Origin of the sequence: Rhizobium sp. BK196 (assembly GCF_014193255.1) — a bacterium.
Classification (GTDB): Bacteria; Pseudomonadota; Alphaproteobacteria; order Rhizobiales; family Rhizobiaceae; genus Rhizobium.
Genome location: NZ_JACHZB010000001.1, coordinates 1195144 through 1221906 on the forward strand (window position 1 = coordinate 1195144; position 26763 = coordinate 1221906).

Below are 26763 nucleotides of genomic sequence, written 5' to 3' on the forward strand. Positions count from 1 at the left end.
TTCCGCACCTGCGGCCAAAATGCCGCAGCGCTCACGGCCAAGCAGAGCCTTCGCTTCGGTCTTTGAAAAGTTCAAGCAGCGGGCAAATTCGTCTCCACAATGTGATGAAGTGGCATATCACCGGAAATGCTGGGAGTTTGCCGAACTCCAAATCCGTGCACTCAATTGGCATTTGCAATTTTTGGATTCTCCCGTTTATAGTCTGCCTTCAGAGGGTTACGGAGAAGCAGAATTTCTCCCTCCGGTTGATTTAGAGATGCTGGTTTTGCATCTGTCATCTTCCCGGCAGCCACGCATGAGTAGAATTCGGACTTAGGACGAGGCTCATGCTTTCGTTCCAGCAGACATGAACAGCTTATCTTAGGCATAGGTTCAGGCGGCTGCATTCGGCCGCCCGCAAGGGGGACCGGAATGGCTTATTCGCTTCGACAGACACTGGCGCTCGGCTGCTTTGCGGCCTTCCTGCCGCTCATTGCTGAGGCGCAGCAGGCGCCTGCTCCCCCGCCCGTCACCGTCGCCAAGCCCGTCGTGCGCGATGTGGTCGACAATGATGAGTTCATCGGCCGCTTCGAGCCTGTCGACGAGGTTTCCGTCCGCTCGCGCGTCGGTGGTTACCTGCAGGAAATCGACTTCACCGACGGTGCCCTGGTGAAGAAGGGCGACCGGCTTTTTGTCATCGATCAGAGGCCGTTCGTAACCGCGCTCAATCAGGCCAATGCTGCGCTCGAGGCGTCGAAATCGGCTCTGGTCTTTGCCGATGCTCAGTATAAGCGGGCCCAGTCACTTGCTTCGAGCGGCAGCCAGTCGGCGCAGACGCTGGACGATCGCCGCCGCGAATTCGATTCGGCACAGGCTAATGTCCGCGGCGCGCAGGCTGCAGCTGATCGCGCGGCTCTCGACATGGAATATACCGAGATCGCCGCGCCCCTCAGCGGCCGCATCGACCGGCGCCTGATCTCCGCCGGCAACCTCGTGCAGACAGATCAGACGGTGCTGACGACGATCGTCTCACTCGACCCGATCGATTTCTATTTCGACGTCGACGAGCGCCGCCTGCTGAATTTCGCCGACACGGCACGCAAGCTCGGCAAGGATCTCCAGCAGGGGGGTGGCGGACTGGATGTGACGGTCACGATCTCGGATCCGAATTCCAAGCCCTTCAAGGGAAAACTCGATTTCGCCGAGAACCGGATCGACAATGAGAGTGGCACCATTCGTCTGCGTGCCCGCTTCCCCAACCCCGATCTCGTCCTTCAGCCCGGCCTCTTCGGCCGCATCCAGGTCGAAGCCTCCAACACCTATCAGGCCATTCTCGTCCCTGACGAGGCAATCGGCTCGGACCAGAATGAGCGCGTCGTTTATGTCGTCGGCGCAGACGGCACGGTCTCGACCAAGCCCGTGAGGCCCGGTCCGCGGCTCTACGGCTATCGCGTGATCCGCGAAGGCCTTGACGGCACCGAGACGATCATCGTCAACGGCCTGATACGCGCCCGGCCCGGCGCAAAGGTAACACCTCAGATGACCGAACTGCCGAAGGAGCGGACAGACGCGCCGCCGGAAGCCGCCGGTGCGGAGAGCGGCCAATGAGATTTGCCCATTTCTTCGTCGACCGGCCGATTTTTGCGGCGGTCATCTCGATCGTTCTGCTCGTCGTCGGCAGCATCGCCTATACGCAATTGCCGGTCTCCCAATATCCGGAGATCGCGCCTCCGACTATCGTCGTGCGCACCTCCTATCCAGGCGCCGATCCGCAGACGATCGCCGACACGGTTTCGACCCCGCTCGAACAGCAGATCAACGGCGTCGAAGACATGCTTTATATGTCTTCCTATTCCAGCGCCGACGGCGCCATGTCGCTGACGATCACCTTCAAGCTCGGTACCGATCTCGATAAGGTTCAGGTTCTTGTGCAGAACCGCGTTTCCATCGCCCTGCCCCGTCTTCCCGAGGAAGTCCAGCGGCTTGGCGTGACCACCGACAAGAGCTCGCCTGACCTGATGATGGTGGTGCACCTTTTGTCGCCGTCGCACCGCTATGACCAGCTCTATGTCTCGAACTACGCTCGTAACCGCATACGCGACGTTCTCGTGCGCCTTGACGGCGTCGGCGATGTGCAGCTCTTCGGCGAGCGCCAGTATTCGATGAGAATCTGGCTGGATCCGGAAAAGCTCTCCGCCTACGGAATGACATCTGACGACGTTGTTGCGGCGTTGAGAGACCAGAACGTCCAGGTGTCAGGCGGCAAGATCGGCGCCCCGCCCGTGACCGGCAAGAATGCTTTTGAATATACGGTGCGCACGGACGGACGCTTCTCGGACGTGCGCCAGTTTCGCTACGTCATTGTGAAATCGACAGCTGGCGGCCGGCTTGTAAACTTGCAGGATGTCGCCCGTATCGAGCTCGGTGCACAGGATTACGTCACCAACAGCTATCTCAACAACGACCCCGCAGTTGCTCTCGGCATCTTCGCCCGGCCGGGAACCAATGCACTGGACACGGCCCATCAGATCCAAAGCATCATGAAGGACCTGTCTCAAAATTTCCCGCAGGGTCTGGAGTACCGTATCATCTATGATACGACCGAATTCATCTCGGATTCCATCAATGAGGTCTACAGGACCATTGCCGAAGCCGCGATCCTCGTGGCGATCGTCGTCCTCGTCTTCCTGCAATCCTGGCGAACCGCCCTCATTCCGATCATCGCCATCCCCGTATCGCTGATCGGTACTTTCGCCGTCCTGCTCGCCTTCGGCTTCTCGCTCAACATGCTCACCTTGTTCGGTCTCGTGCTGGCGATCGGTATCGTCGTCGACGACGCGATCGTGGTGGTGGAAAACGTCGAGCGAAACCTGGCGCGCGGCATGACCCCGAAACAGGCCTCGCACGTCACGATGGACGAAGTCGGAACCGCCGTCGTCGCCATCTCGCTGGTGTTGATCGCAGTATTCGTGCCAACGGCGTTCATTCCCGGCATTTCCGGGCAATTTTATAAGCAGTTCGCGGTGACGATCTCGGTCACGACGGCGATTTCCGCATTGAACTCGCTGACCCTTTCGCCTGCGCTCGCAGGCATATTGCTGAAAGCCCATGATCACGAAGCCAAGCGCAAGAATATCTTCTCTCAGCTGGGAAGCGGACTTGCGAACGGCTTCAACGGCGGGTTCGATCGAATGAGTTCGGGCTATTCCTGGATCGTCCGGCATCTGGTCAGCAGCTGGGTTGGATTGATCTCTTCGCTCGTCGTCTTCGCCTGCTTGCTGGGCGCGACCTGGTACATGGGCCAGAAGGTTCCCTCCGGCTTCATCCCGACCATGGACCAGGGCTACGCGATCGTCGTCATCCAGCTTCCGGACGGCGCCTCGCTGGCGCGTACCGATGCCGTCGTCAAACAGGTGGGCGAAATTGCCCGCACGGTGCCCGGTGTGGGCAATGCCGTGCAATTTGCCGGTTTCAGCGGGGCGACCTTCACCAATGCCTCGAATGCTGGCGTCGTCTTCGTCCCGTTCAAATCCTTTGCCGAGCGTGAGGAAGGTGGCGAAACCGCCAACAAGATCATCGGCGAGCTCTATGGCAAGCTGCAGAGCATACAGGAAGCCTTCATCATTGCCATCCCGCCTCCATCGGTGCGCGGCGTCGGCAATTCCGGCGGCTTCAAGATGCAGATTTCGGATCTTGAAAACGCGGACATGACGCGAGTCCTTGGTCTGGCCCGCCAGATGATGGGCGCCGCGGCCACGACTCCGGGTCTGACAGGCGTCTTCACGACATTCTCGGATGCGAGCCCACAATATTTCCTCGCGATCGACCGCGACAAGGCACGTTTCCTGAACGTGCCGATCCCCAACATCTTCAACGCGCTCTCTATTAACCTCGGTGTGGCCTATGTGAATGATTTCAATGCGTTCGGGCGCGTCTACCAGGTTCGCGCCCAGGCCGATCGGCAATACCGCATGGACAGGGACGATATTCTCGCCCTGAAAGTTCGCTCGGCAACCGGCGCACTGGTTCCGCTTGGCACCCTGATGGACATCCAGGATTCCAGCGGTCCGGCACTTGTCCAGCGCTACAACATGTATGTCTCGGTGCCGCTTCAGGGCAATCCGACGCCCGGCACATCGACCGGCGATGCCATCAAGAAGATGGAAGCGCTGGCGGGGCAGATCCTGCCGCCGGGAACGACCTTCGAGTGGACGGAGCTTGCCTATCAGGAAACCCACACCGGCAATACCGCCGTCTACATCTTCGCCCTGTCTGTCATTTTCGTCTTCCTTGCGCTTGCGGCACAATATGAAAGCTGGGTCCTGCCTCTGGCGATCATCCTTATTGTCCCACTCGCAGTGCTCGCCGCGTTGATCGGCGTGTGGCTCAGAGGAATGGACAACAATGTCCTGACCCAGATCGGCCTGATCGTCCTGATCGGCCTTGCGGCGAAGAACGCTATCCTGATCGTCGAGTTTGCAAGACAGGCGGAGGAAGAAGGAAAAAGCGTCGTTGATGCTGCAATCGAGGCAAGTCATCTGCGCCTGCGCCCGATCCTGATGACGGCCTTCGCCTTCATCTTCGGCGTTCTGCCGCTTGCCATCGCCACCGGCCCAGGTGCCGAAATGCGTCAATCGCTCGGCACGGCCGTGTTCTTCGGTATGCTGGGCGTGACGATCTTCGGCCTGTTCCTGACGCCGGTCTTTTACGTCGTGCTGCGCCGCTGGCGTAAAAAGCCGGCAGAAGCGCCGGCTCGCGTCGATGCGGAGGAGAATGCTGCCTAGAGCAATTCCAGCAAAAGTGCATTGCGACCTTGCGTCTGGAACTGCGTGAAACAAAGAGAGTATTTCGTGTTTCGAAGAAAACTGGAAATACCTTAAGGCTCAGGTGGAGAAGAGGTAAACCTGTCCCTGCCAGAAGCGGGCGACGGAGAGCCTGCCGCTCTTGAAGGCGCGGGTATCGAGGTTCAGCCGCATCGGTTGCACATCCGGCTGGTCGCCGGGCGTGTGGCCATGCACAATGAGCTTCGGCAGCGGCAGCGGGCTTTCCAGGAAGCGCTGGCGGATAAAGGCCAGGTCGTCGTCGGCCTGCTCGTCGAGTGGCACCCGGGGGTCGATGCCCGCATGCACGAAGACGACGTTGGGCGTATCGAGCATGATCGGCAAAGAGCGGATGAAATCGATATGCGTATGCGGCAGCGACTGGCGGATGAAGGCGTCGAGCTGCGCACCCGAGCGGAAGACGAGAGGCAGATGATCGGGATCGAGGCCGTAAGATCGCAGAAGCTCAGCAGCACCCATGGTCATCCAGTCGTCATAGGATGCCCAGCCGTCGATATAGTCGAGCATGACGATCTCATGATTGCCGGCAAGGCAGATGCGTTCGAATCCTTCGGGCGCTGGATCCATGAGATGGTTGATGACATGTGCGGATTGCGGACCACGATCGATATAGTCGCCGAGCATGACGATGAGTTTGGTTCCCGGCAGATGCTCGGCGTCGCGTACGATCGCCTCTTCCGCTTTCTGCAGCAGGTCGAGACGCCCATGCACGTCACCGATGGCATAGGTCGGGATGTCGGCTATATCCATGCTCACGCGCGGACGCGGCTGACGTCCAGCCTTCGAACCCTCGCGGCTTCGTGCAAGAGAATCGCTCATCATTATTCCTGATCGGTTCGCCGTCCCTTAACCATAAGTAGAGCATACGGCAAGGCGATCAAGTTGGTAAGAAAATTCGCCCAGCCGGGCTTTTGTGGAAAAAGCGGCCTTACGCAAGCCAATGCAATCACGCACTTTTTTAGCATTAGGAAAGAGTGGCAGATGGGCACCGTATCGCAACTTCGCGACAATATGCGTTCTCCGGCGCACCGCATCGAGACTGAGGAGGAGGCCGTCTCCGCGGCCCGCGAGCTTGCCACCGCCTTTCGCCAGCAGGCAAGCGAACGGGACATCACCCGCCTCATGCCGAACGCCGAACTCGACATGCTCTCGCAATCCGGCCTTACCGCAATCACCGTTCCCCCCGAATATACCGGGATCGATATCTCAAACACCTTGCTCGCTGAGATCGTCGCCATCATCGCCGAAAGCGACGCCTCGATCGGCAACGTGCTGGCATCTCACTTCCGGGTGCTGGAAGGGCTGCGTAGCCAGCCTTCGGAAGAACTGAAGATCGCCCTTTTCAGCCGCGCGCTGGATGGTGACCGTTTCGCTGCTGCCCGTTTTGCCGATCAGGCAAGCCTCGTTGCCGAGGGCTCCGGCTTTCGCCTGACAGGCCGATCGGAACAGGCAGCTGCCATTCTTTTCGCCGACTGGATTGCCGCAGCAGCGATCGATCCCGACCGCCGCAGAGCAATTCTCTATCTTCAGCACGACAGCGATGAACTGCAGGCGGTGGACGATTGGGACGCCTTCGGCCTGCGCACCAACGGCACGGCGACGCTGGTTGCTGGCAAGCTGCATGTGAATGCCGAGACTGTTGCCGCCGCTTTGTCTGGCGATTGCGCCACGGAAAAATCCTTGGGACTTCTGCTGCAGGCGGCCGTCAGCCTCGGCATCGCCCGCGCCGCCTTTGCCGACCTGCTCGTCATGGCGAAGGCCCCCTCTGGCCTCCTGGGCAAAATCGGCGAGCACGCCATCCGCATTGAAACCGCGACCGGCGCGCTTGAACAGGCAGGCCGCAAGCTCGATATCGCGCAGGTCAGCCCCACCGAAACTGCCATGGCGGAAGCCCATTTCTCGGCCTCATCGGTCTGCCTTGCCGCAACCGAAGTGGCGTTGGATACGGCGAATGCCCTCTTCGAACTGGCAGGCAGCGTGACAGGCAGCCTCGTACTCAACCTCGACCGCCACTGGCGCAACGCCCGCATTCACGACATGGCAATCCCGCGTGCGGCGCTGCTCGATGCGGCAGGTGCCCATATTCAAAAAATCAGGGAAAGCTGAAGGAGTCCCAGCAGCAATATGCTGAGCGGGAGCGTGCGTGAAAACAACAGGAGACGGATCAGCTTGCGGCGGAAACCGGAAGCTTTTCCTCGACCGTCTCGATGCCGCCGCCGGCAACGAACTGTTCGAGCGTCATGTTGTCGAGAATGGCGGCGATCGCGTCCCGGACCTCGGTCATCGAGCGCCGCACCTGACAAGTCTCGGGATCGGCGCAGTCGTCGCAGGCCTCATAAGCCGTCCGGCTGGCACACCGGATCGGCGCAAGCGGCCCATCCAGCGTACGGATGACGTGACCGATGCGGATATCCGACGCAGGCCGCGAAAGTGAGTAGCCGCCGCCCGGCCCCTTCTTCGACCGCAGGATGCCGACATTGCGCAGTTCGAGCAGGATCGTATCGAGGAACTTCTTTGGAATATTGTTGCGCGAGGCGATATCGTTGATGAAGGCGGTTTCACCCGGCGCAAGCCGCGCCAGATCGACCAGCGCCTTCAGTCCGTATTTTCCCTTTTTCGTCAACATCTGGGTCGCCCTGCACTTTGCGGCACTATGCTTCCGTAATAACAGGGAAATAAAGTCAGAGCCATGAAGAAACAACAAAATAACCATTTTTAGTAGGTTATTTCGGTCTTCTATGTTGCCGTAAAACCGCGCCGATAAAGTCTTCCGTCGTCTGACAGCCGGCTCCGCACAGACCCAGGCGTAGGACCACTAAATCGCGTTTAGACCGTCTTCAGCATACCGCCATCGACGAAATAGGTAGAGCCGATGCTATAGCTAGACCGGTCGGAGCAGAGGAAGACGAAGAAATTCGCCAACTCCTCCGGCGTGCCGAAACGCTTGGACGAGGCATGTTCGTCCGCCACGCTCTGCAGATAACCCTCCCAGTCGCCGCCGGTTTCGGCCGTCAGTTGCTTGGCGGTCTTGATCCAGTCAGGCGTCAGGATAAGGCCGGCATTGACGCAATTGACGCGGATCTTGTCCTTGACGAGCTCGGTGGAGAGCGTCTTGGAAAACATCATCAGCGCCGCCTTGGTGACGTTGTAGATCGGCTCGTACCACAGCGGCTGCACGGCGCAGATCGAGGCATTGTGAAGGATCACCCCGCCGCCGCGCTTCTTCATCTGCGGCGCAATTCCGCGCGCAAGGCGCACGGCGGCCATCACATGCAGATCAAAATACGCCTGCCACTTCTCGTCGGGCGCCTCCATGACCGTCTCGTTGGAGCCGGTGCCGGCATTGTTGATGAGAATATCGGCTCCGCCACGTTCGGCTGCCGCCGCGATGATCGCCTCCGTGCCTTCGACGGTCGCCACATCGCTTTCAACCGCAGTGGCGCTGACACCATATTTTGTGGCGATGCGCACAGCTTCAGCATTGAGCCGCTCGCGTCCACGCGCAGATAAAATGAGGTTGGCGCCCTCCGCTGCCAGCCCTTCGGCGATGGCAAGTCCGATACCGACCGAACCACCGGTGATGACGGCGGTCTTTCCCTTCAATCCCAGATCCATGAAATCCTCCCGAATGCGGCCTGCAGCTCCGGCCGATCCGCCAACTCTTCCGGCATTGGTTCTGCCCGTCAAGCCGTGGCGGAAAATCATCCGTGCCGTTAGCTGATCCCTCTTGCCGCAGGTCGCGATCTGTCCCATGCCTGCAGGCATAGTGGAGGAGTTTTCATGCGTCTTTATTCAGCTTGCATTGAATGGCTGTCTGCCGAGGAAGGCGCTCATTTCGCCGATCGCATCCGCCGCGCCGATGCCGCCGGCCTCAAGGCCGTCGAGTTCAGGCGTCTGACGACAAACCTCGTCGCCGAGCCGATGATCGCTGTTCTCGATACCGTTAAGAGCATTATTTCCGCCGTTCTCAATCCCGACCCTCGCGACGGCACATGCTACTCCGACATCGCTTCATCGCTCCAACAAATGCCTGAGGATGTTCCGCCCGCTGCTGTCCGCCCCAAGGGAAGCGGGCCATTGCCGGCAACGAATCCGAGAGGCGCCCCTTGGCCACCGGTCCCCCCTTGCCTAGATTGAGTTCGAAAGCAGGAGGAGCGGCATGAGCGACGATCACAAGCATATCGACTGGCGCGAACATGGCGTGAAGGTCATCCCCGGCAATGCGCTTGATCCGAATACGGCGCAGACCCCGGGCATGAACCGAGCAACCGCCATCGACAACGCGCGTGCCGGCGCCGAAAAGATCTGGGCCGGCACGGTAACGATTAACGCCAACGCCAAGACCGGTGCCCATCACCACGGCGATCTCGAAAGCATCATCTACGTGGTGAAAGGCAAGGCCCGTATGCGCTGGGGCGAAAACCTGGAATTCACCGCCGAAGCCGGCCCCGGCGATTTCATCTACGTGCCGCCCTTCGTGCCGCATCAGGAAATCAACGCCAACCGCGACGAGACGCTGGAATGCGTAGTCATGCGCTCAGGCCAGGAACCGGTTGTCGTGAATCTCGATATCGAACCGATCGAGAAACCCGAAGACGTGCCCTGGATCGACCCGATCCATCGGCATTAAGTGTCAGCTTTCAGGCTGCGGCGAGGATCGCCGCCGCGCCCTTCTCCCCCACCATCATCGTCGCGCATTGATATTACCTGCCGTGATGTTCGGAAAGATCGAGGCATCGACGATCCGCAGCCCACTTATCCCATGCACCTTCGGCGACGCATCGACCACCGACGTCGTGGCATCCGGACCCATCGCAGCCGATCCGCAAAGGTGATAGATCGAACCGGAATTGCCGCGGAAATAGCTGAGCAACTCCTCATCCGTCTGGGCCTATGCTGAAGGCGGCATTCCAGGCCGGTCTGGCCAAAGCGCACATATTCAACAGCAATGTCCTAAAAATGTTTTCCCTCCCAAGACTACGCCGTGGCGAAACTATTGTGACAAATAGGTTTATTCGATGCGGCCATCTCAAAATGAGATGGCGGTTTTATTCCACACGCAGGGAAGCTTCAGAGCTGTTCGTTCAGGAAACCCGACCAGCCGTTCGTATGGCCGGACCAAAACGTAAGTATAGTTATGTCGCAGGACGTTTGGATTTAACCTGTAGTCGTAGCTCGGAACCGACCCGACCATCGATGGTTCCAGGCTGGTGGCATCGCCCCTGCCACCCTCGGGCAGGCGCTCCCCTCCGCCGAAGCCCCGCGGATCCTCCCATCCGCCAGAGACCGTCCCGCCGCCCGGGACGGTCTTTCCTTTTCAAGCGTAGAGACAATTCGCCTAAGCTTCCAACACTTTGGTATAGTTTTGCGCCAATAAACACGCCGTTAAGGTGGCGCACACCAGCCGGTATGGGTAGAAGACCGGAACCAATAGCGAGGGGGTATGGGACCATCTATTGTATCGAAACTCGTCAATCGCCGGGGAACGCTCTCGCATGAGATCACGCTTGGCCTGATCGCACTGGTGCTCGGCGCCGCCGTGCTCTATGTCGATGCCTTCACGGAGATCGAAAGCGCCATCGCCGTTCTCTATGTCATCGTGCTCCTGCTGTCGGCAGAAATGCTGACGAGAATGGGCACCACGCTCCTGGCCGTTGTCTGTGCCGCCCTTACCGTCTTTGCCTATTTCTACTCGCATGGTCTCGATGAGGACATTCCAGCCCAGTTGCGACTGGCGGTTTCTCTCGCCGCCATCACCATCACCTGCGCCCTCATTCTCCGGAACGAGGCGGCGCGCGCGGGGCTGATCGAAGCCAACCTGCATCTGCGCGACAGCGAAACACGCTATCGCTACATCTTCGAGCACAGCCGTATCGCCCTATGGGAACGGGATTATTCTGCGGTGCGCGCCTTCCTGATGTCCTTGAAAGCCGAAGGCGTGGCCGATCTCAAAGAATATTACCGCACCAATCCAGGCATTATCGCCACCTGCACAGGCCTCATTCGAACGATCGCCTCCAACGACGCAGCGCTGGAACTGCTCGGCCACGTAGGTGACGGCCCGCCGGCGCTCACGATGCGGCGCTACATCGCTCCCGATGACGATACCTTTCTGGACCTCATGAATGCCATCTTCTGTGGGGAACGGCATTTCGAGGGTAAGGGCAATCTGGTCGCGGAAAACGGTGAGACCAGGCTCGTCATCATGAGCATGAGTTTTCCGGAAGATCCCACTGCCTTCAACCGCGTGGTTGTCGGCATGGTGGATATCACCCAGCGGGAAATGATGCAGAAAGCCATTCGCGAGGCTCAGGATGAACTGGCCCTGGCCTCACGCGCAGCAACCGTCGGCACACTTTCCGCATCGCTCGCCCATGAGCTCAACCAACCGCTCGGCGCCATCGTCGTCAACGCCCAGACGCTGCTCAGATGGTTGAATCGCGAGCCACCGGACCTTGCTGCCGTGCGGCGTTCGGCCGAGCGCATCATCCGCGACAGCCAGCGGGCAAGCGAAATCATCCACAATACCCGCTCGATGCTGACACAGACAGATCGCACGCCCGAACAGGTCGATCTCGAAACGCTGATAGAGGAAACGGGCGCCCTGATGGAGCACGACTTCCAGCGCGACATGGTCGACTTTGACGTGATCCCGGCCGAAGAGCCGCTCACGGTGAAAGCGATCCGCATCGAACTACAACAGGTGCTCATCAACCTTGTAACCAATGCGGTGCAGGCCATGCGCGAAACGGCTATCGACCGGCGCAAGATTCTGATCTCGCTCGCTAGGAAGGATGATATATTCGTCACCCTCTCCGTCAGGGATTTCGGCCCCGGCATCAGCGAGGAGTCCATGGCGAAGCTTTTCACCCCTTTCTTCACGACCAAGCCCTCCGGAATGGGCATGGGGCTCTCCATCTGCCGCAGCACACTGGAAGCCAGAGGCGGCCAATTGATTGCCGGCAATCATCCTGAAGGGGGCGCCATCTTCGAAATGATCATACCTATCGAGGACGACCATGAAAGACACTAGCGCCGCATCGAAGGCAGCCTCGCAGTCCGCATCACCGATCGTCTATGTCGTCGATGACGACGAATCCATCCGCGAGTCGCTTGTCGATCTTTTCCGGTCGGTCCAGATGGACGCCGCCTCCTTCGCGACCACAACCGCCTTTCTCGATACCGCAGACCTGCGCCGGCCGGGCTGCATCCTCCTCGATGTGCGCCTGCCAGGCCTGAGTGGGTTGGATTTCCAGCTTCATCTCGAGCGGATCGGCAGCAGGATGCCGATCGTCTTCATGACCGGTTTCGGCGATATTCCGATGAGCGTGCGCGCGATGAAGGCCGGCGCTGTCGATTTCCTCACCAAGCCTTTCCGTGACCAGGATATCATCGATGCCGTCGGCGTCGCGATCGAAAAGGACATGACCCGCCGACGGGAAATGGCGGCAAGCGATGCCGTCGCCTCACTTGTCGATACGCTGACACCCCGCGAGCGGGAAGTGATGGCCGCCGTCGTCAAGGGTCTGATGAACAAGCAAATCGCCTATGACCTCGGCATCAGCGAGATTACTGTGAAGCTGCATCGTGGCAACGTGATGCGCAAGATGCAGGTCCGTTCGGTGGCCGATCTGGTGCGCAAGGCGGAAATGCTGGAAGGCAGATAGCGAAACCTAGACCCTTGTATGGTACCGCGACACGGTTCCCAGCCATAATATAAGTCAACGGAATGCAAGAATAAGCAAGGCTACCAATCTCGTGTCACATATATCCACAATCGCGGTCGTCGACGATGACCAAGCCATCCGGGAGGCGCTTGACGATCTGATCCAGTCCTGCGGCTACCAGAGCAAGCTTTTTGCCTCTGCGGAAGAGTTTCTCGCCTTTGACGACAGGGCGGCAATCGACTGCATGCTGGTCGATGTCAAGATGCCTGGACTTAGCGGCATCGAACTGCAGGAGATCCTCAACCGCGAACCTGAAAAGCCGCCGATGATCTTCATGACCTCCTATCGTGATGAGAGGACCCGCATGGCCGCCATTGAAGGCGGTGCGCTGGCCTTTCTGGGCAAGCCGGTCGAATTCGATTCCCTCATCAACTATCTGGAATTGGCTCTAAAGCCATAAGGCTTAATCGTGTCGGCTGAGTATTTCTTTCGCCACCCGATCAATTCGAATTATACACTTATGTATAATTCAGGATGGAAGCATTAAATACTACAGTCAACCTCGAAACATCCAGCACACTGGATAGAAAAGCGAGGTGAGCTATGATAAAGCTCAAGCGCCCGATTTTTATCAGCGTCGGGAAGAACATACTGATGGACGTGATCTTCTCCAACATCGTGGCCGGGGCGAATTACAAGTTTCACTGCGCGCTTCTGCGCCTGGGACCGGAGAATCCGATCTACGAATACCAGCCGGTCCGCGTTGCTGCGCCACGCCGCCCGGACGAAATCGGCCGGAACCATTTCTGATCGTCCCCTCTTCTGGCGCTAACCGGGTTCCCTCCCCGCCGGTCAGCGCATTTGCCGATCCATGGCTCTCAGAAAATACGGCAAACGTCCCTCGCAGGCCGCTGACAAGATTTTCGTACCTGCCGTCGATGCCGGACGGGCCGTCGAAGCGCTGCGGCAGCTTTCGACGGCAAGCCGGATCTGAAATCAGGCCGGCGGCGCGTCGAGCGCGTGCAGAATGCCGCGCAGCTCGGCAAGGCCGCGAAGGCGCCCGATTGCGGGATAGCCGGGCGTGACATTCTTCTGCAGGTCGTCGAGCATGCGGTGGCCATGATCCGAGCGGAAGACGATCGACTGGTCGGCGCTGCGGCGGCGGTCTTCGGCAACCAATTCCTTCAGCACGGCAACCATGTTCACGTCACCTTCGAGATGTGCGCTTTCATGGAAGGTACGTCCGTCGCCTTCGCGGGTCGTGGCGCGGAGGTGCGCGAAGTAGATGCGCGAGGCGAAACGCCGCGCAATCGTCGGCAGATCGTTGTCGGCGCGTACGCCGAGGCTGCCGGTGCAATAGCACATGCCGTTTGCGGCCGCCGGCACGGCATCGAACAGCGCTGCATAATCTTCAGCCGTCGATGCGATGCGCGGCAGGCCGAAAAGCGAGCGCGGCGGATCGTCCGGATGCAACGTCAGCTTTACGCCACGCGCTTCCGCGACAGGCACGACGGCTTCGAGGAATTCGACGAGATGCTGGCGAAGCTTCTTCGCATCGATGCCTTCATATGCGATGAGCTTTTCGCGGAATGCCGGAATGGTCAGCGGCTCGGTCGTGGAGCCTGGTAGAGCCGAAGTGATAATGCGAGTAAGCTCGGCGATTTCCGCTTCCGTCATGCTTTCATAGACGACTTTCGCCCGTGCCCTATCCTCGTCGGAATATTCGGCTGCAGCGCTCGGCCGCTGCAGAACGAACAATTCGAAGGCGGCAAAACGCTCATGATCGAAACGCATTGCCGTGGCGCCGGTCGGCGTTACATAGTCGAGATCGGTGCGGGTCCAGTCGACGACGGGCATGAAATTATAGCAAACGATCGGAATGCCACAGGCGGCGACAGCTTCGAGGCTGGCAATCCAGGCCTCGATTTCGGCTTTCGCTTCCCCGCCCTTGCGCTTAACGGCATCAGGGATCGGGATGCTTTCGACGACGCTCCAGGTCAGTTGCGAACGGCCTGCCGGCGTGGTTTCGATCAGCGACTGACGCTCTCGTACTTCCGCCTTGGTCCAGGCGCGGCCGATCGGCACCTGATGCAGCGACGAAACAATGTTCGTTGCACCTGTCTGGCGCACCTCGTCCAGCGTGACAGGTGCCTCCGGCCCGAACCATCTCCAACCTTGCCGCATTTCGTCTGTCTCCTCTCTCGTTTTCTTAGCAGAAGTAGTCCGGAAACTGCGAGCGCAGCTCCGCCACGTCGGGTATGACGGCGCTTAAGTGATGAACCATGGCTTCGCGCGCTGCGGCGATATCGTGCGCCGCGATAGCGTCGCGTATCACCATGTGTTCGCGCACGACATTGTCCATGCGCCCGAGTACCGGCAGCGTCAGGCGCCGCGCCCGGTCGATCTGAACCTTCACGGCCTTGAGAATGGTCCAGATACCGGGATAACCGGCAATCTGCGCGATCGCTTCGTGAAAGGCTTCATCCTCTTCATGAAAGCCCGAGGCATTGCCGAGGGCTGCATGCGTCTTCTGCCGGGCGATGATCGCATCGAGCCGCGCTATATCGCCCTCCGTGCCAATTTTCGCGGCCGTCTCGACCGTCGTTCCCTCGAGCGCCTTGCGCACAACGACTGCTTCCGGGATGGCCGAAACGGGCACGCGCGAAACCACCGTGCCGGACTGCGGATAGATGTCGACGAGCCCACCTTCGGAGAGTCTCAACAACGCCTCACGCACCGGCGTGCGGCTCACACCGAAATCCTCGGCGATCCGCTTTTCCTGCAACGCCGTGCCCGGCGGGATTTTCAGCGACACAATATCGGCATGCAGCCGCTCGTGGATCGCCGCCGCCGTCGTCACGCGGCGGATCTTTCCGCCGGCATCGCGCGGCGCCGGAAAGGCAAGGATTTCAGAGTCGGAGGCCTGCCGCATGCATGATCTCAAGACGTTGACACTTTCGTGCATACTAGTATATCAATTGAATTCTGTTGCCAAGCCATGCCGCGGAGGAGAACGCCGGCATGGCGCTGCACCCGGAGGAACGCTTCGAGCTGCGAGCATTCGGATGCGCCGGAAAACCGGGGCATCGAGGCATGAGACGTGCATCGCGATGCAAACGAGCGGCGCTCGGGGCAAAGGCCGGCACCGCGCAAAGGAGGAGGAGGACGGAATGAAGATCACACGCAGAACCTTCGTCGGCGGAGCTGCCGGCGTCGCCGCGGCCGGAATGCTGCCGCTTCGCGCTTTCGCTCAGGCAAAAGCGCCGGCAAGCCCGGTAACCATCACCATCGTCGATGTCGCCGGCAACTTGGCGCTGACGCAAGGCATGTTCGAGAACTACGCCAAGGCAAAGCCCGAATTCGTCGCCAGCTTTTCCTTCACCAAGGCGCCTGCTCCGGAACTGCCGGCCAAGATCCAGGCCCAGCAGGCTGCCGGCAAGGTCGATATCGATCTCGTGCTGACCGGCACCGACGCGCTTTCGGCCGGTGTCGACCAGGGTCTCTGGGTCGACCTGTCCAGCAAGAAGTCCGCCCTTCCAAATCTTGAAAGCATCCTGCAGCCACAGGCATTCAAGATGCAGGCACTTGCCAAGGACCAGGGTGTCGTCATCACCTATTACCCGTCCGGCCCGCTGATTGAATATATGCCGGACAAGGTAGCGACCCCGCCGAAGTCGGCGCAGGAACTGCTCGACTGGACGAAGCAGAACAAGAACAAGTTCCTCTATGCCCGCCCTGCAAACTCAGGCCCGGGCCGCACGCTGCTGATGGGCCTGCCCTACCTGCTCGGCGACAGCAATCCGCGCGACCCGGTCAACGGCTGGTCCAAGACCTGGGAATATCTGGCCGCGCTCGGCGAAAACATCGAATACTACCCGACCGGCACCGCCGTGGTCTTCAAGGAACTCGGCGAAGGTACGCGCGACATCGTCGCCACGACGACCGGTTGGGACATCAACCCTCGTGCCCTCGGCATCGTTCCTGAGGAAGCCAAGGTCGGCAAGCTCGAAGGCTTCCACTGGGTCACCGATGCGCATTATGCGGCGATCCCAAAGGGCGTCTCCGATGAGAAGGTCGGCGTTCTGCTGGACGTGCTGAACTTCATCTATCAGCCGCAGCAGCAAGCAATCGCCTATGATGCCGGCTACTTCTACCCAGGTCCGGCGGTAAAGGACGTCGCTCTCGAGATGGCGCCTGCAGAAAGCCAGGAAACCATCAAGGAATTCGGCCGGCCGGAATATGCCGACTGGATCGCCGGCAACCCGTTGGAAGTGCCGCTCGAGCCCAAGCAACTCGTCCAGGCCTTCCGCATCTGGGACGAGAAGATCGGCGCCAAGAAGGGTTGATTGTTGGTGATCGAATTGAACCGGCGCCGGGTATCTCGGCGCCGGATTTCTAACGGCCATGATTGCCGATAAATGGAGATTGCATTGACTTTGCCGGTTCAAAACGCAGCAGCAGCGTCATCGCGGAAAAGTGCGCGCCTTGAGCTTGATGGCATCAAGCGGTCCTTCGGCGCTTATAATGCCCTCGATGGGATCGATCTCACCGTTGAACCTGGCGAATTCATTGCACTTCTCGGCCCTTCCGGCTGCGGCAAGTCCACGGCGCTGAACTGCATCGCCGGCCTGCTTGGCCTGTCCGGCGGCGAAATCCGCCTCGGCGGCAATCGCATCGACCAATTGGAGCCGGAAAAGCGCGGCTTCGGCATGGTCTTCCAGAGCTATGCCCTCTTCCCACACATGAGCGTGCGCAAGAATGTCGGCTTCGGCCTTGCGATGCAGGGCATTCGTGGTGCAGAGGCCGACAAGCGCGTCATCGATGCATTGGCGCTCGTGCGCCTCGAAAGCCAGGCAGACAAACTGCCCGGCCAGCTCTCAGGCGGCCAGCAGCAGCGAGTGGCCATTGCCCGCGCCATTGTCATCCGCCCGCCGATTGTCCTGATGGACGAGCCGCTCTCCAACCTCGACGCCAAGCTGCGCCTGGAAATGCGCGCCGAAATCCGCGGCATCCATGACCAGATCGGCTCGACGACCATCTACGTCACCCACGACCAGGACGAAGCTCTGTCGCTTGCCGACCGCATCGTTGTCATGAGCCAGGGCCATATCCAGCAGATCGGCACACCTCAGGATCTCTACCAGCGCCCGGTCAACCTCAACGTCGCTGATTTCATGGGCTTCCGCACCCGCATTCCCGGCCGCGTCGTCTCCGTTTCCGGCGACGAAGCAGAAATCGAAGCCGCTGGCGCGCGGCTGACCGGCACCATGCGCGATACATTGAGGGTCGGCGATGCCGCAATGCTTTCCGTGCGCCCGGAAGATCTGGTTGCCACCGACGGTAGCGGCATTCCCGTCATTGTCGCGAGCACCGAATATCGCGGCCGTGCCTTCTTCGGCATGGCCCGCTCAGCGGAGGGATCGGAGCTATATTTCCGCTCCGATGATGCGCTGCCACGCGGCTCTGCCACCACTCTGCAGCCGGTCGCAGGCCGCTCGCTTGTCTTCAAAGGGGTGCCCGCATGAACGGCGGTCCCTCACTGAAAACCCGGCTTGCCGTTCAAGGCCTTGATGGCACAACATTGCTTGTGTTGCCTGGGCTGATCTTCATGATCGCCCTCTTCATCTACCCCTTCGTCTACGGCGTTGCGGATTCGCTGATGCCGAAGGATGGCGGCGTCTGGTACGAGAACTACACGAAGTTCTTCTCCGATCAGTTCCAATATGGCACCATCGCCAACACGATGTGGCTTGCCTTGCCGGTGACGATCGTCAACCTGGCCTTCGCAATCCCCGTCGCCTTCCGTGTCCGCCTGATGCGCCGCCAGCGGCTGCTGACGACGATCCTCGTGCTGCCGATCACTCTCGGCACGGTCTTCGTCGCCGATGGCCTTTTGACCTATCTCGGCCCGCGCGGCTGGTTCAATCAGACGCTCATCCTCTTCGGAATTCTGGAATCGCCGATCAAGCTCACCAACAACTACTGGGGCGTTTTCGCCTCCCTGCTGATCACCGGCTTCCCCTTCGCCTTCCTGCTGACGCTCTCCTACATTACTGGCATCGACCCGGCGATCGAACAGGCCGCAGCAACCCTCGGCGCCAATCCGCGGCAGCGCTTCATACGCGTGTTCCTGCCGCTCCTGGTACCCGGCCTTGCCGTGACCTTCTGCTTGTCCTTCGTCCAGGCTTTTGCAGTCTTCCCCTCGGCCGTCCTGCTCGGCGCGCCGGCCGGCCCGACGCGCGTCATCTCAATTGCCGCCTATCAGGCCGCCTTCGAGCAATACGACCATTCCTACGGCACGGCGATCGCCCTGATCATGGGCATGGTCGAGCTCATTGTTGTCGTCGCCGTTCTTGGCGCACGTTCCTTCTTCTACCGCGGCCCGGCCGGCGGCACGAAAGGTTGAGCCATGATCCGTGACCAGGGCCTTACCTCGAAGATCTGGCGCATCGCCGTCTGGGCGCTTGCCACCCTTTTCGTCCTCAATCTGCTGGCGGTCATCGCAGCCGTCATCCTCAATTCCTTTGCGACGCGCTGGCTCGGCACCTGGCTGCCGCGCGGCTGGACCGACCGCTGGTATTTCAGCGCCTGGAGTGAGTTTCAGCTCTCCAACGTTCTAATCGTCACTTTCGAGATGGTCTTCGTCGTCGTCATCATTTCAGGCATCCTCGGCGTGATGACCGCCTACGCACTCGCGCGGCGCGACTTTCCCGGTAAGCGCGCCATCATCCTGCTCTTCCTGCTGCCGTTGCTGATCCCGCCGCTCACCTATGGCATTCCGCTGGCGACCGTGCTGTACCAGCTCGGCCTCGGCGGTACCTTCTGGGGCGTGGTGCTGATCAACCTCGTGCCGTCCTTTCCCTTCGTCGTGCTGGTCATGATCCCCTTCATCGAGCAGATCGACCCGCGCATCGAGGCAGCCGCCCGTGTCTTCGGCGCCGGCACCACCAGCCTCTTTATCCGTATCCTGTTGCCGCTGCTGCTCCCCGGCATGCTGGCAGCACTTCTGCTCGTTCTGGTGCGCACGCTTGCCATGTTCGAGCTGACCTTCCTGATCGCAGGACCGCAGACCCAGACGCTCGTCGTTTCACTCTACTATGCTGTCTTTGCTTCAGGGGTGCGCGCCGGCCAGTCGATCGACGCGATGGCAGTGGTCTATATGGTGACGACACTCTTCTGGCTTGTCATTGCGCTGCAATTCGTCAATCCGACACAGATCGTCGCTCGCGCCAAACAGCAATCGGCCCATTGAGGCCCTCCAACCGGGAAGGCCCCTTGCGGATGCTGCTGCCGGAACCCAGCAGCAGCCTCTTTAATCAATAAACTTCCGGAACATGCATTTCCGGCGGAACCGGGACGCGGTGATAATCGTCGTGACGCACGCGCTCGGGCAGCACGATTGCTTCCTTCGGAACGTCCTCATAAGGAACCTGGGTGAGGAGATGTGCGATGCAGTTGAGGCGTGCCCGCTTCTTGTCCACGGCCTGGACGACCCACCACGGAGCTTCAGGAATATGAGTGCGGTCCAGCATCTCTTCCTTGGCCTTGGTATACTCTTCCCAGTGGACACGGCTCTGAAGGTCCATCGGCGACAGCTTCCACTGCTTCAAGGGATCGTGAATGCGCATGTTGAAGCGGAATTCCTGCTCCTCGTCGGTAATCGAGAACCAGTACTTGATGAGAATGATGCCGGAACGAACCAGCATGCGCTCGAATTCCGGCACGGAGCGAAAGAACTCTTCAAGTTCGTCCTTTGTGCAGAAGCCCATGACGCGCTCGACACCTGCACGATTGTACCAGCTGCGGTCGAAGAGCACCATTTCGCCTGCCGACGGCAGGTGCGGCGTATAGCGTTGGAAATACCACTGATTCCGCTCGCGTTCGGTTGGTGCCGGAAGCGCCACGACGCGGCAGACGCGCGGATTGAGACGTTGAGTCACGCGCTTGATCGCACCGCCCTTGCCGGCGGAGTCGCGGCCCTCGAAAAGCACGACGACCTTGAGCTTCTTGTACTGAACCCAGTCCTGAAGGCGGACGAGCTCATGCTGCAGGCGGAAGAGTTCGCGGAAATAGAGCTTGCGGTCGAGCGTCTGTTCCGCGGGGCCGGACATCCCTTCGGCAACAAGCTCGTCGAGTCGGTCCTCCTCCATCTGCATTTCCAGCTCCTCATCGAAGCTGTCGGCAATCTCGTTCTTGATACGGTCGAGCTGAGTGTTTTCGATCATGGCACGCTCCCTTCAATCTGCTCGATAAAGCACGTTCTCGCCATAGCTATATGACAGAGTTGCGACGATCGAAAATTTGCTTTGGCAAAACGCAAAATCGCAGCGTCTGAAGCCGATAGAACGGCTCAAGCCTCGCGCGGCGGCACGCGGGTGATGCGCGCGCCGAGTGCATTCAGGCGTTCTTCGATCCGCTCATAGCCGCGTTCAATCTGCTGAGCATTGTTGATGGCGCTAGTACCCTCAGCGCACATCGCGGCGATCAGCATCGCCATGCCGGCTCGGATATCGGGGCTCTCCACCTGCGCGGCGCGAAGCTTGGAAGGACCGGCGACGATCGCACGATGCGGGTCGCAGAGCACGATGCGGGCGCCCATCGCGATCAGCTTGTCGACGAAGAACATTCGGCTTTCGAACATCTTCTCGAACATCAGCACCACGCCGTCGCATTGCGAGGCGGTGACGATGGCAATCGACATCGTATCAGCGGGGAATGCGGGCCAGGGTTGATCCTCGATCTTTGGAATATGCCCGCCGAAATCCGGCTGGATCTTCATCTCCTGCCCTGCCGGCACCACGACATCATCGCCTTCGATACGGCAGCGGATGCCGAGACGCTCGAAGGTCATCAGTGTCGAACGCAGATGCTCCACGCCCGCTCGGCGGATAACGATCTCGGAACCGGTGACGGCAGCCAGGCCGATCAACGAACCGACCTCGTTGTGGTCAGGCCCGACACGGTGCGACGTGCTGCCAAATGGCTGGCCACCGTGGATGGTCATCGTATTGGTTCCGATACCCTCGATTTTCGCGCCCATCGCGATGAGGAAATGCGCGAGATCCTGAACATGCGGTTCGGATGCGCAGTTGCGCAGGATCGTCTTGCCTTCGGCAGCGACAGCCGCACAGAGCGCGTTTTCAGTCGCCGTGACTGAGGGTTCGTCGAGGAACACGTCCGCACCACGCAAATACTTTGCGCGAAAGCTGTAGGAGCCGTTGACACTGATCTCGGCGCCAAGCTGCTCCAATGCAAGGAAGTGAGTATCGACGCGGCGGCGGCCGATGACATCACCGCCCGGCGGCGGCAAGGTGATTTCACCACAGCGCGCCAGCATCGGGCCGGCAAGCAGGATGGACGCGCGAATACGTGCGCAGAGGCCGGGATCGAGATCGGCCGGCTTCAGGTCGCTTGCTTCGATCTGAAGTTCGTTGCGGCCGAGCCAGCGTGCCTTGGCGCCGACAGATTGGATCAGCTCGACCAGTGCTTCGACATCGCGGATGCGCGGCACATTTGTCAAATGCACGAGTTTATCGGTCAGCAGCGAGGCGGCGATGATCGGCAGGGCAGCGTTCTTGTTGCCGCTCGGTTGGATCTCGCCGGCAAGACGATGGCCGCCTTCAACAATGTATTGAATCCGCTCATGCGGCTGTGCCTGTGCCACTCTGGTCATCCTTGTTCGATTCGATTTCTTGGGAGGATATCTGCGTTGTCATTGTGACATCGAGGTGTCACCCATTGAGGAGTGCGACTGTTTTAAACGTTGCCCTGTCTGAACTGCCAGATGCAAGTCCACAGAATAAAGCCCGTTAGGCGGCGCTGCCGGTCGCAGTTCGCAGAAGAGTCAATCGGCGGGAGAATCGCTGCTGAAGGGGCTGAACGTCGTCCTGAACGGCACTTTCCCTCATAGGCGATTGCCGCGGTCAGGCGGACCGGACTTCAGGCCACCGGCAACATCGTTGCCACCGTATGCGGATAGAAGCTGGACTGGCATTCTGACAGGGAACCCTTCTATGTCGCGGCGTGCCAGCTCCCTCAGAAAACTGCGCGCGGATCAAGCCGCGCAAGACGGCGCAGGAGATAATCGACCTCAGCCCGCGCTGTGGCGCTGAGCGCGCTTCCGGGCTTGCGCTGCGCATCCGAAGTAATGACGCCCCGGCGCATGAGGACATGCTTGCGGACGGCAAGGCCGACACCCAGCTGCTGCTCGTAGCGGATCAGCGGCAGATGGGCATCGAAGAGATCATGCGCCTCGTCGCGTTTTCCCGCGGCAAACAGATTGATCAGTTCGACCAGCATGTCTGGGAAACCGTAGCCGGTCATAGCGCCGTCAGCACCACGCTCCGGCTCGAAATCGAGGAACATTCCGCCATTGCCGCAGAGGATCGAGAAGGGGCGGAGATCGCCCGCCTTTTGCATTGCCCGCAGCTTCGAGATCTTCTCCAATCCCGGCCAGTCCTCATGCTTGAGCATGAGGCAGGAGGGATGATCGGAAATGATCTTGGCAATCACGCCCGAGGACATCACGACTGTCAGCGTCAGTGGATAATCCTGCAGCACCCACGGAACGTCGGCCCCAACAGCGTCGACAGCCTGTGCGAAATACTGGACGATCTGCTCATCGGTGCGAAGCAGCGGTGTCGGAGCGATCATCACGCCGGCAGCCCCCATGTCCATCGCATCACGGGCGAGCGAACGCATGGCTGCAAAGCCGGGTGCGGAGACACCGACAACGACCGGCACTTTTGAACGGCCAACCACCTGGCGGATGATAGCTCGCGATTCCACAGGCTCCAGTTTCGGTGCCTCGCCCATGATGCCGAGGATTGTCATGCCTGTAACGCCGCTGTCCTGATAAAACTCGGTCAGCCGGTCGATCGACGGCGTATCGAGACTACCATCAGGCAGGAATGGCGTGGTTGCGATAGCGTAGACGCCCTTAGCGTCAGTCCCGAAGCTCATTGTGCATCCTTCCACGCCTGATAGCGTGCCTTCGTTTCAGCATTCATGGGATAGAGACCGGGCAGCGGTACGCCCCGGCCGATTTCACCCATGATCCAACTTCCACGCGTTCCTGTTCCGGTGCTTCGGCAAGCACGGTATCCAAGAGAGCGGCCGGGATGAGCACGGCGCCATCCTTGTCGGCAACAACGATGTCGCCGGGGAAAACCGCAACGCCGCCGCAGGCGATCGGCTGCTGCCAGCCGACGAAAGTCAGCCCGGCAACGGAAGGCGGCGCCGCCATGCCGTCGCACCATATAGGCAGCCCGCTTGCGAGCACGCCCTCGAGATCGCGCACCACACCATCGCTGACCAAGGCCGCGACCTTGCGTTTCATCATCCGGGCACAAAGGATATCGCCGAAGATGCCGGCATCCTGCACGCCCATGGCATCGACCACGGCGATACACCCTTCCGGCATATCCTCGATCGCCGCTCGTGTGGAGATCGGCGAAGCCCAGCTTTCGGGCGTCGCCAGATCCTCGCGCGCCGGCACGAAACGCAGCGTGAAGGCCGGGCCGACAACCCGCTCCTGGCCGCCTTTAGCGGCCTGCTATCACGCATCCAGACGTTCCTGAGCCCCTTCTTCAGAAGCACGGTAGTCAGCGTCGCCGTGGAGACGCTTTTCAGGGTTTCGATGATTGACGGATTGAGAGACATGGATCGTACCTTCATATGCTCTGGATGAGGCCACCGTCGATGCGGATGACGGAGCCAGTGATGTAGGATGCACGCTGGCTCGCCAGAAAAGCTACGGTATCGCCATATTCCTGCGGCCGCCCGTAACGCCCGACAGGAATGGAAGCGGTGCTTTCCGCCGTTACCTCTTCCACCGGCCGGTTTTCGCGCTTGGCCTTCTGCTCATCGAGGAAAGTGATCCGACCGGTCGCAATACGGCCCGGCAGAACGATATTGGCCGTGATCCCGTCGCGGCCGATTTCGCGCGCGAGCGTCTTCGACCAGCCGACAAGCGCCAGGCGCAGGCTGTTGGAGATGCCTAGATTGGGAATCGGCGCCACGACGCCTGACGACGTGGAGGTGATGACCCGACCCCAGCCGCGCTTTTTCATGCCGGGTAACACGGCATCCGTCACCGAAATCACCGAGCGAACCATCATGTCGAAATATTTCGACCAGGTTTCCGCCGTCTGGCCGGACGCCGGCGTTGGCGGCGGGCCACCCGTATTGTTGACGAGAATATCGACAGGTCCGAAGGCTTTCGCGATCGCAGCGAGCCTTGCGTCGATGACGGAGAGATCGGCAATATCCCAGCCGATGGAGATCGCTTGCCCTCCCGCGGAAACGATGCCATCCGCCGTCTTTGCAGCCGCAACGTCATCGATATCCGCAGCGGCGACGCGAACGCCCTCCGAAGCCAGCGAGCGGGCAATAGCGCCGCCCAGTCCACCACCCGCGCCGAATACCAATGCGGTCTTTCCGTCCAATTGCATATCCAAGGCAGATACTCCGGTTTCGCACGCATTATGGCGATCACGGAAAGAAGAAAAATCTCGCTTTTTATGCTTTCAGAAGATAGGAATTCTATTCTTATGGAAACGCGTTTTCTCGATACTTTCCTGCTGGTTACCGAGCTTGGGTCGCTGGCTGAAGCCTCCCGGCGCCTCGGCATTACGCCAGCCGCGGTCGCCCAACGCATGCAGGCACTGGAAGATGATGTCGGTGTGCCGCTCTTAACCCGCGTCGGGCGTCGCGTTCGACCCACCGATACGGGCCATGCCATCATCGAAAAGAGCCGCAGGATACTGGCAGAGGTCCGCGATCTGCGCAGCCTCGCCAATGCCGGCCTTCCCTCCGGCGAACTACGCCTCGGAGCGATCACCACGGCATTGACCGGGCTGTTGCCAGCCGCACTGCACGAGGTCTTTGCCAGCATGCCGCTTGTGGAAGTGTTCCTGTTGCCCGGTGCCTCCACCGATCTTTATCAGCGGCTGGTGGACAGGGACATTGACGCGGCGATCATCGTAAAGCCGCCATTTCCGATACCAAAGACATTGGAATGGGAGCTTCTGCGAACCGAACGTCTTGTCCTCATCGCGCCCGGCGATTGCAGTGACGCGGACCCGCACGATCTCCTGATGACCCGCCCCTTCATCCGCTACGACCGGAACAACTGGGGCGGCCGCCTTGCCGATGAGTATCTTCAGAAACAGGGCCTGAAGCCCGCCGAGCGTCTGGAACTCGACTCTCTGGAAGCAATCTCCGTCATGGTCGCCAACGGGCTCGGCGTCTCGCTTGTGCCGGACTGGGCAAGACCCTGGCCGGAAGGCCTCAATGTCGCTGTCCTGGAACTGCCGCTCCCCTTCCCGCCCCGCGAGGTCGGCATTCTCTGGCCGCGCAGTTCGCCGTCGCGCCGGCTGACCGGCATCGTCCTTGATGCGCTGAAACGCTCGCAGGCAGGCCACCGGTCCTGACAGTCATTCCCCGGAAATCAGGCTCTTGCGCTGATAGACATGGATATAATCGACCAGCAGATAGGAGGGGTTCGGCGTTTCATCGATCGGCCAGCCTGAGCCGAGGGCAAGATTGACCAGCGGGTAAAAGGGCATCTGGAATTCCGGCGGCGTATCGAAGCTCCAGATCGGGCTGCGGTCCCGATAGAAGGTCGATTTCTGCGGGCCGATATCGACGCCAAAAGTGTGGTAGTCGCTGCTGAGCGAGCCTTCGGGCACATTCGTCAGATGGCCATCCGTCGTGTGCTGGTTGCTCGGGCGCCAGACATGGTAGCCCATGCTGAACTCGCCGGGCGCACGACCGTAATATTCGATCACGTCGATTTCCGAGGTGAATTTGGACCGGTCGAGGCCGATCAGCCAGAAAGCTGGCCAGACGCCCTTGCCGGGCGGCAGCTTCATGCGCGCTTCAAAATAACCGAACTTCTGCGAAAAGCCCTCGCCTTTCGGATTGGTGGAGGCGAGCAGACCGGAGCGCCACTTGCCATCCGCATCCTTGCGAGCCTCGATCCGCAAGATGCCATCATTGACCGTAAAAGGGAAACCGTCCATTGGGTCGGTAAACTGGGCGTCGCCGAAATCGCCATTCCACGGTGTATGCGCGATCCAGCGCGATCCCTTTTCACCCCAGGCCGAAACGTCAAGTGTGTTGAAGTCTTCGGCAAAGGTCAGCTGGAAATCATCGAGATTGAGTGGCTCTTCGGCCTCACTGGGCCGGGGGCCTGGCGGGCCGAAAAGACCGATGACGATCAGAAGCGCAAATCTTCCGGCAAATTTAGCGTGACGCATTGTGCTCCCTCCAGG

General features: G+C 60.1%; 25 protein-coding genes and 2 pseudogenes. 15 read left to right on the plus strand and 12 right to left on the minus strand.

The window, feature by feature from the left end; genetic code table 11:
* Nucleotides 1–411 precede the first annotated feature (411 nt).
* Together FHT78_RS06185 and FHT78_RS06190 are read left to right on the plus strand one after the other, a co-directional pair.
* A complete protein-coding gene (locus FHT78_RS06185; RefSeq protein WP_183741620.1) occupies nucleotides 412–1587 on the plus strand; it encodes an efflux RND transporter periplasmic adaptor subunit in 1176 nt (391 codons plus the stop codon).
* Nucleotides 1584–4763, plus strand: coding sequence for a multidrug efflux RND transporter permease subunit (locus tag FHT78_RS06190; protein ID WP_183741622.1), 3180 nt, complete (start codon nucleotides 1584–1586; stop codon nucleotides 4761–4763). The genes FHT78_RS06185 and FHT78_RS06190 overlap by 4 nt, the downstream gene beginning before the upstream one ends.
* A 99-nt stretch (nucleotides 4764–4862) precedes the next feature.
* On the opposite strand, the gene FHT78_RS06195 is transcribed toward FHT78_RS06190, so the two are convergent.
* The gene (locus tag FHT78_RS06195) at nucleotides 4863–5639 is read right to left on the minus strand and encodes a metallophosphoesterase (protein WP_183741624.1); all 777 of its coding nucleotides are present in this window, start codon (nucleotides 5637–5639) and stop codon (nucleotides 4863–4865) included.
* A 162-nt stretch (nucleotides 5640–5801) separates the two neighbouring features.
* On the opposite strand from FHT78_RS06195, the gene FHT78_RS06200 reads away from it, so the two are divergent.
* Complete coding sequence (locus FHT78_RS06200; protein WP_183741626.1) at nucleotides 5802–6926, plus strand: acyl-CoA dehydrogenase family protein; 1125 nt, start codon at nucleotides 5802–5804, stop codon at nucleotides 6924–6926.
* A 58-nt stretch (nucleotides 6927–6984) separates the two neighbouring features.
* Here FHT78_RS06200 and FHT78_RS06205 read toward each other — a convergent pair whose 3' ends face one another.
* Nucleotides 6985–7446, minus strand: coding sequence for an Rrf2 family transcriptional regulator (locus tag FHT78_RS06205; protein WP_183741628.1), 462 nt, complete (start codon nucleotides 7444–7446; stop codon nucleotides 6985–6987).
* A gap of 200 nt (nucleotides 7447–7646) precedes the next feature.
* On the minus strand, nucleotides 7647–8435 hold the full coding sequence (locus FHT78_RS06210) for an SDR family oxidoreductase (protein WP_183741630.1): 789 nt from the start codon (nucleotides 8433–8435) through the stop codon (nucleotides 7647–7649).
* A 165-nt stretch (nucleotides 8436–8600) separates the two neighbouring features.
* Between FHT78_RS06210 and FHT78_RS06215 the strand changes: the two are divergent.
* A pseudogene (locus FHT78_RS06215) lies at nucleotides 8601–8762 on the plus strand (hydroxypyruvate isomerase); the annotation flags it as partial.
* A 217-nt stretch (nucleotides 8763–8979) separates the two neighbouring features.
* A complete protein-coding gene (locus FHT78_RS06220; RefSeq protein WP_183741632.1) occupies nucleotides 8980–9450 on the plus strand; it encodes a cupin domain-containing protein in 471 nt (156 codons plus the stop codon).
* Between the two features lie 54 nt (nucleotides 9451–9504).
* Here the strand turns inward: FHT78_RS06220 and FHT78_RS06225 are convergent, their stop codons facing one another.
* Nucleotides 9505–9693 (minus strand): GMC oxidoreductase, encoded by a 189-nt coding sequence (locus FHT78_RS06225; RefSeq protein ID WP_246715101.1) that lies wholly within the window; start codon nucleotides 9691–9693, stop codon nucleotides 9505–9507.
* A gap of 570 nt (nucleotides 9694–10263) precedes the next feature.
* Here FHT78_RS06225 and FHT78_RS06230 point away from each other — a divergent pair.
* From FHT78_RS06230 to FHT78_RS29610, 5 genes are all read left to right on the plus strand, one after another.
* A complete protein-coding gene (locus tag FHT78_RS06230) occupies nucleotides 10264–11853 on the plus strand; it encodes an ATP-binding protein (RefSeq protein ID WP_183741634.1) in 1590 nt (529 codons plus the stop codon).
* A complete protein-coding gene (locus FHT78_RS06235; RefSeq protein ID WP_183741636.1) occupies nucleotides 11840–12487 on the plus strand; it encodes a response regulator transcription factor in 648 nt (215 codons plus the stop codon). The genes FHT78_RS06230 and FHT78_RS06235 overlap by 14 nt, the downstream gene beginning before the upstream one ends.
* A 91-nt stretch (nucleotides 12488–12578) precedes the next feature.
* Complete coding sequence (locus FHT78_RS06240; RefSeq protein WP_183741638.1) at nucleotides 12579–12947, plus strand: response regulator; 369 nt, start codon at nucleotides 12579–12581, stop codon at nucleotides 12945–12947.
* Nucleotides 12948–13141: 194 nt separating this feature from the next.
* Nucleotides 13142–13297 (plus strand): hypothetical protein, encoded by a 156-nt coding sequence (locus FHT78_RS06245; RefSeq protein ID WP_246715103.1) that lies wholly within the window; start codon nucleotides 13142–13144, stop codon nucleotides 13295–13297.
* 61 nt (nucleotides 13298–13358) lie between these two features.
* Nucleotides 13359–13481, plus strand: coding sequence for a hypothetical protein (locus FHT78_RS29610; protein ID WP_281412830.1), 123 nt, complete (start codon nucleotides 13359–13361; stop codon nucleotides 13479–13481).
* A 2-nt stretch (nucleotides 13482–13483) separates the two neighbouring features.
* Here the strand turns inward: FHT78_RS29610 and uxuA are convergent, their stop codons facing one another.
* Entirely contained in the window at nucleotides 13484–14671 is a 1188-nt protein-coding gene (gene uxuA / locus FHT78_RS06255; protein ID WP_183741642.1) for a mannonate dehydratase, read from the minus strand.
* Between the two features lie 25 nt (nucleotides 14672–14696).
* Nucleotides 14697–15419: a GntR family transcriptional regulator gene (locus tag FHT78_RS06260; protein ID WP_183741644.1), complete on the minus strand. Its 723-nt coding sequence runs from the start codon at nucleotides 15417–15419 to the stop codon at nucleotides 14697–14699.
* A gap of 238 nt (nucleotides 15420–15657) precedes the next feature.
* Here FHT78_RS06260 and FHT78_RS06265 point away from each other — a divergent pair, with 238 nt between their 5' ends.
* From FHT78_RS06265 to FHT78_RS06280, 4 genes are all read left to right on the plus strand, one after another.
* A complete protein-coding gene (locus FHT78_RS06265; protein ID WP_183741646.1) occupies nucleotides 15658–16833 on the plus strand; it encodes an extracellular solute-binding protein in 1176 nt (391 codons plus the stop codon).
* Nucleotides 16834–16905: 72 nt separating this feature from the next.
* A complete protein-coding gene (locus tag FHT78_RS06270; protein ID WP_183741648.1) occupies nucleotides 16906–18012 on the plus strand; it encodes an ABC transporter ATP-binding protein in 1107 nt (368 codons plus the stop codon).
* Nucleotides 18009–18893, plus strand: a complete 885-nt coding sequence (locus FHT78_RS06275; RefSeq protein WP_183741650.1) for an ABC transporter permease subunit — start codon at nucleotides 18009–18011, stop codon at nucleotides 18891–18893. Before FHT78_RS06270 ends, FHT78_RS06275 begins: the two co-directional genes overlap by 4 nt.
* A gap of 3 nt (nucleotides 18894–18896) precedes the next feature.
* Nucleotides 18897–19739 carry an ABC transporter permease subunit gene (locus FHT78_RS06280; protein ID WP_183741652.1) on the plus strand — a complete coding sequence of 281 codons (843 nt, stop codon included), beginning with the start codon at nucleotides 18897–18899 and terminating at the stop codon, nucleotides 19737–19739.
* Nucleotides 19740–19803: 64 nt separating this feature from the next.
* Here FHT78_RS06280 and ppk2 read toward each other — a convergent pair whose 3' ends face one another.
* The 5 genes and pseudogenes from ppk2 to FHT78_RS06305 form a co-directional block, all read right to left on the minus strand.
* Entirely contained in the window at nucleotides 19804–20712 is a 909-nt protein-coding gene (gene ppk2, locus FHT78_RS06285) for a polyphosphate kinase 2 (protein ID WP_183741654.1), read from the minus strand.
* Nucleotides 20713–20837: 125 nt separating this feature from the next.
* Entirely contained in the window at nucleotides 20838–22151 is a 1314-nt protein-coding gene (gene murA / locus FHT78_RS06290; protein ID WP_348644710.1) for a UDP-N-acetylglucosamine 1-carboxyvinyltransferase, read from the minus strand.
* Between the two features lie 371 nt (nucleotides 22152–22522).
* The gene (locus FHT78_RS06295) at nucleotides 22523–23449 is read right to left on the minus strand and encodes a dihydrodipicolinate synthase family protein (RefSeq protein WP_183741657.1); all 927 of its coding nucleotides are present in this window, start codon (nucleotides 23447–23449) and stop codon (nucleotides 22523–22525) included.
* A pseudogene (locus FHT78_RS06300) lies at nucleotides 23446–24148 on the minus strand (ribonuclease activity regulator RraA). The gene FHT78_RS06295 and the pseudogene FHT78_RS06300 overlap by 4 nt, the downstream one beginning before the upstream one ends.
* 11 nt (nucleotides 24149–24159) lie before the next feature.
* On the minus strand, nucleotides 24160–24939 hold the full coding sequence (locus FHT78_RS06305; protein ID WP_183741870.1) for an SDR family oxidoreductase: 780 nt from the start codon (nucleotides 24937–24939) through the stop codon (nucleotides 24160–24162).
* A gap of 99 nt (nucleotides 24940–25038) precedes the next feature.
* Between FHT78_RS06305 and FHT78_RS06310 the strand changes: the two genes are divergently transcribed.
* On the plus strand, nucleotides 25039–25920 hold the full coding sequence (locus FHT78_RS06310; protein WP_183741659.1) for a LysR family transcriptional regulator: 882 nt from the start codon (nucleotides 25039–25041) through the stop codon (nucleotides 25918–25920).
* A gap of 3 nt (nucleotides 25921–25923) precedes the next feature.
* On the opposite strand, the gene FHT78_RS06315 is transcribed toward FHT78_RS06310, so the two are convergent.
* Nucleotides 25924–26748 (minus strand): glycoside hydrolase family 16 protein, encoded by an 825-nt coding sequence (locus tag FHT78_RS06315; RefSeq protein ID WP_183741661.1) that lies wholly within the window; start codon nucleotides 26746–26748, stop codon nucleotides 25924–25926.
* Nucleotides 26749–26763: the final 15 nt, after the last annotated feature.

Excerpts from the sequence above, each read along its gene's own strand:
- FHT78_RS06245 (WP_246715103.1), top strand. The coding sequence starts at position 13,142 with ATGGACGTGATCTTCTCCAACATCGTGGCCGGGGCGAATTACAAGTTT.
- FHT78_RS06195 (WP_183741624.1), bottom strand. The coding sequence starts at position 5,639 with ATGAGCGATTCTCTTGCACGAAGCCGCGAGGGTTCGAAGGCTGGACGT.
- FHT78_RS29610 (WP_281412830.1), top strand. The coding sequence starts at position 13,359 with ATGGCTCTCAGAAAATACGGCAAACGTCCCTCGCAGGCCGCTGACAAG.
- FHT78_RS06310 (WP_183741659.1), top strand. The coding sequence starts at position 25,039 with ATGGAAACGCGTTTTCTCGATACTTTCCTGCTGGTTACCGAGCTTGGG.
- ppk2 (WP_183741654.1), bottom strand. The coding sequence starts at position 20,712 with ATGATCGAAAACACTCAGCTCGACCGTATCAAGAACGAGATTGCCGAC.
- FHT78_RS06210 (WP_183741630.1), bottom strand. The coding sequence starts at position 8,435 with ATGGATCTGGGATTGAAGGGAAAGACCGCCGTCATCACCGGTGGTTCG.
- FHT78_RS06230 (WP_183741634.1), top strand. The coding sequence starts at position 10,264 with ATGGGACCATCTATTGTATCGAAACTCGTCAATCGCCGGGGAACGCTC.
- FHT78_RS06205 (WP_183741628.1), bottom strand. The coding sequence starts at position 7,446 with ATGTTGACGAAAAAGGGAAAATACGGACTGAAGGCGCTGGTCGATCTG.
- FHT78_RS06275 (WP_183741650.1), top strand. The coding sequence starts at position 18,009 with ATGAACGGCGGTCCCTCACTGAAAACCCGGCTTGCCGTTCAAGGCCTT.
- FHT78_RS06315 (WP_183741661.1), bottom strand. The coding sequence starts at position 26,748 with ATGCGTCACGCTAAATTTGCCGGAAGATTTGCGCTTCTGATCGTCATC.
- FHT78_RS06265 (WP_183741646.1), top strand. The coding sequence starts at position 15,658 with ATGAAGATCACACGCAGAACCTTCGTCGGCGGAGCTGCCGGCGTCGCC.
- FHT78_RS06200 (WP_183741626.1), top strand. The coding sequence starts at position 5,802 with ATGGGCACCGTATCGCAACTTCGCGACAATATGCGTTCTCCGGCGCAC.
- FHT78_RS06190 (WP_183741622.1), top strand. The coding sequence starts at position 1,584 with ATGAGATTTGCCCATTTCTTCGTCGACCGGCCGATTTTTGCGGCGGTC.
- FHT78_RS06270 (WP_183741648.1), top strand. The coding sequence starts at position 16,906 with ATGGAGATTGCATTGACTTTGCCGGTTCAAAACGCAGCAGCAGCGTCA.
- FHT78_RS06295 (WP_183741657.1), bottom strand. The coding sequence starts at position 23,449 with ATGAGCTTCGGGACTGACGCTAAGGGCGTCTACGCTATCGCAACCACG.
- FHT78_RS06260 (WP_183741644.1), bottom strand. The coding sequence starts at position 15,419 with ATGCGGCAGGCCTCCGACTCTGAAATCCTTGCCTTTCCGGCGCCGCGC.
- uxuA (WP_183741642.1), bottom strand. The coding sequence starts at position 14,671 with ATGCGGCAAGGTTGGAGATGGTTCGGGCCGGAGGCACCTGTCACGCTG.
- FHT78_RS06235 (WP_183741636.1), top strand. The coding sequence starts at position 11,840 with ATGAAAGACACTAGCGCCGCATCGAAGGCAGCCTCGCAGTCCGCATCA.
- FHT78_RS06305 (WP_183741870.1), bottom strand. The coding sequence starts at position 24,939 with ATGCAATTGGACGGAAAGACCGCATTGGTATTCGGCGCGGGTGGTGGA.
- FHT78_RS06280 (WP_183741652.1), top strand. The coding sequence starts at position 18,897 with ATGATCCGTGACCAGGGCCTTACCTCGAAGATCTGGCGCATCGCCGTC.
- FHT78_RS06185 (WP_183741620.1), top strand. The coding sequence starts at position 412 with ATGGCTTATTCGCTTCGACAGACACTGGCGCTCGGCTGCTTTGCGGCC.
- FHT78_RS06220 (WP_183741632.1), top strand. The coding sequence starts at position 8,980 with ATGAGCGACGATCACAAGCATATCGACTGGCGCGAACATGGCGTGAAG.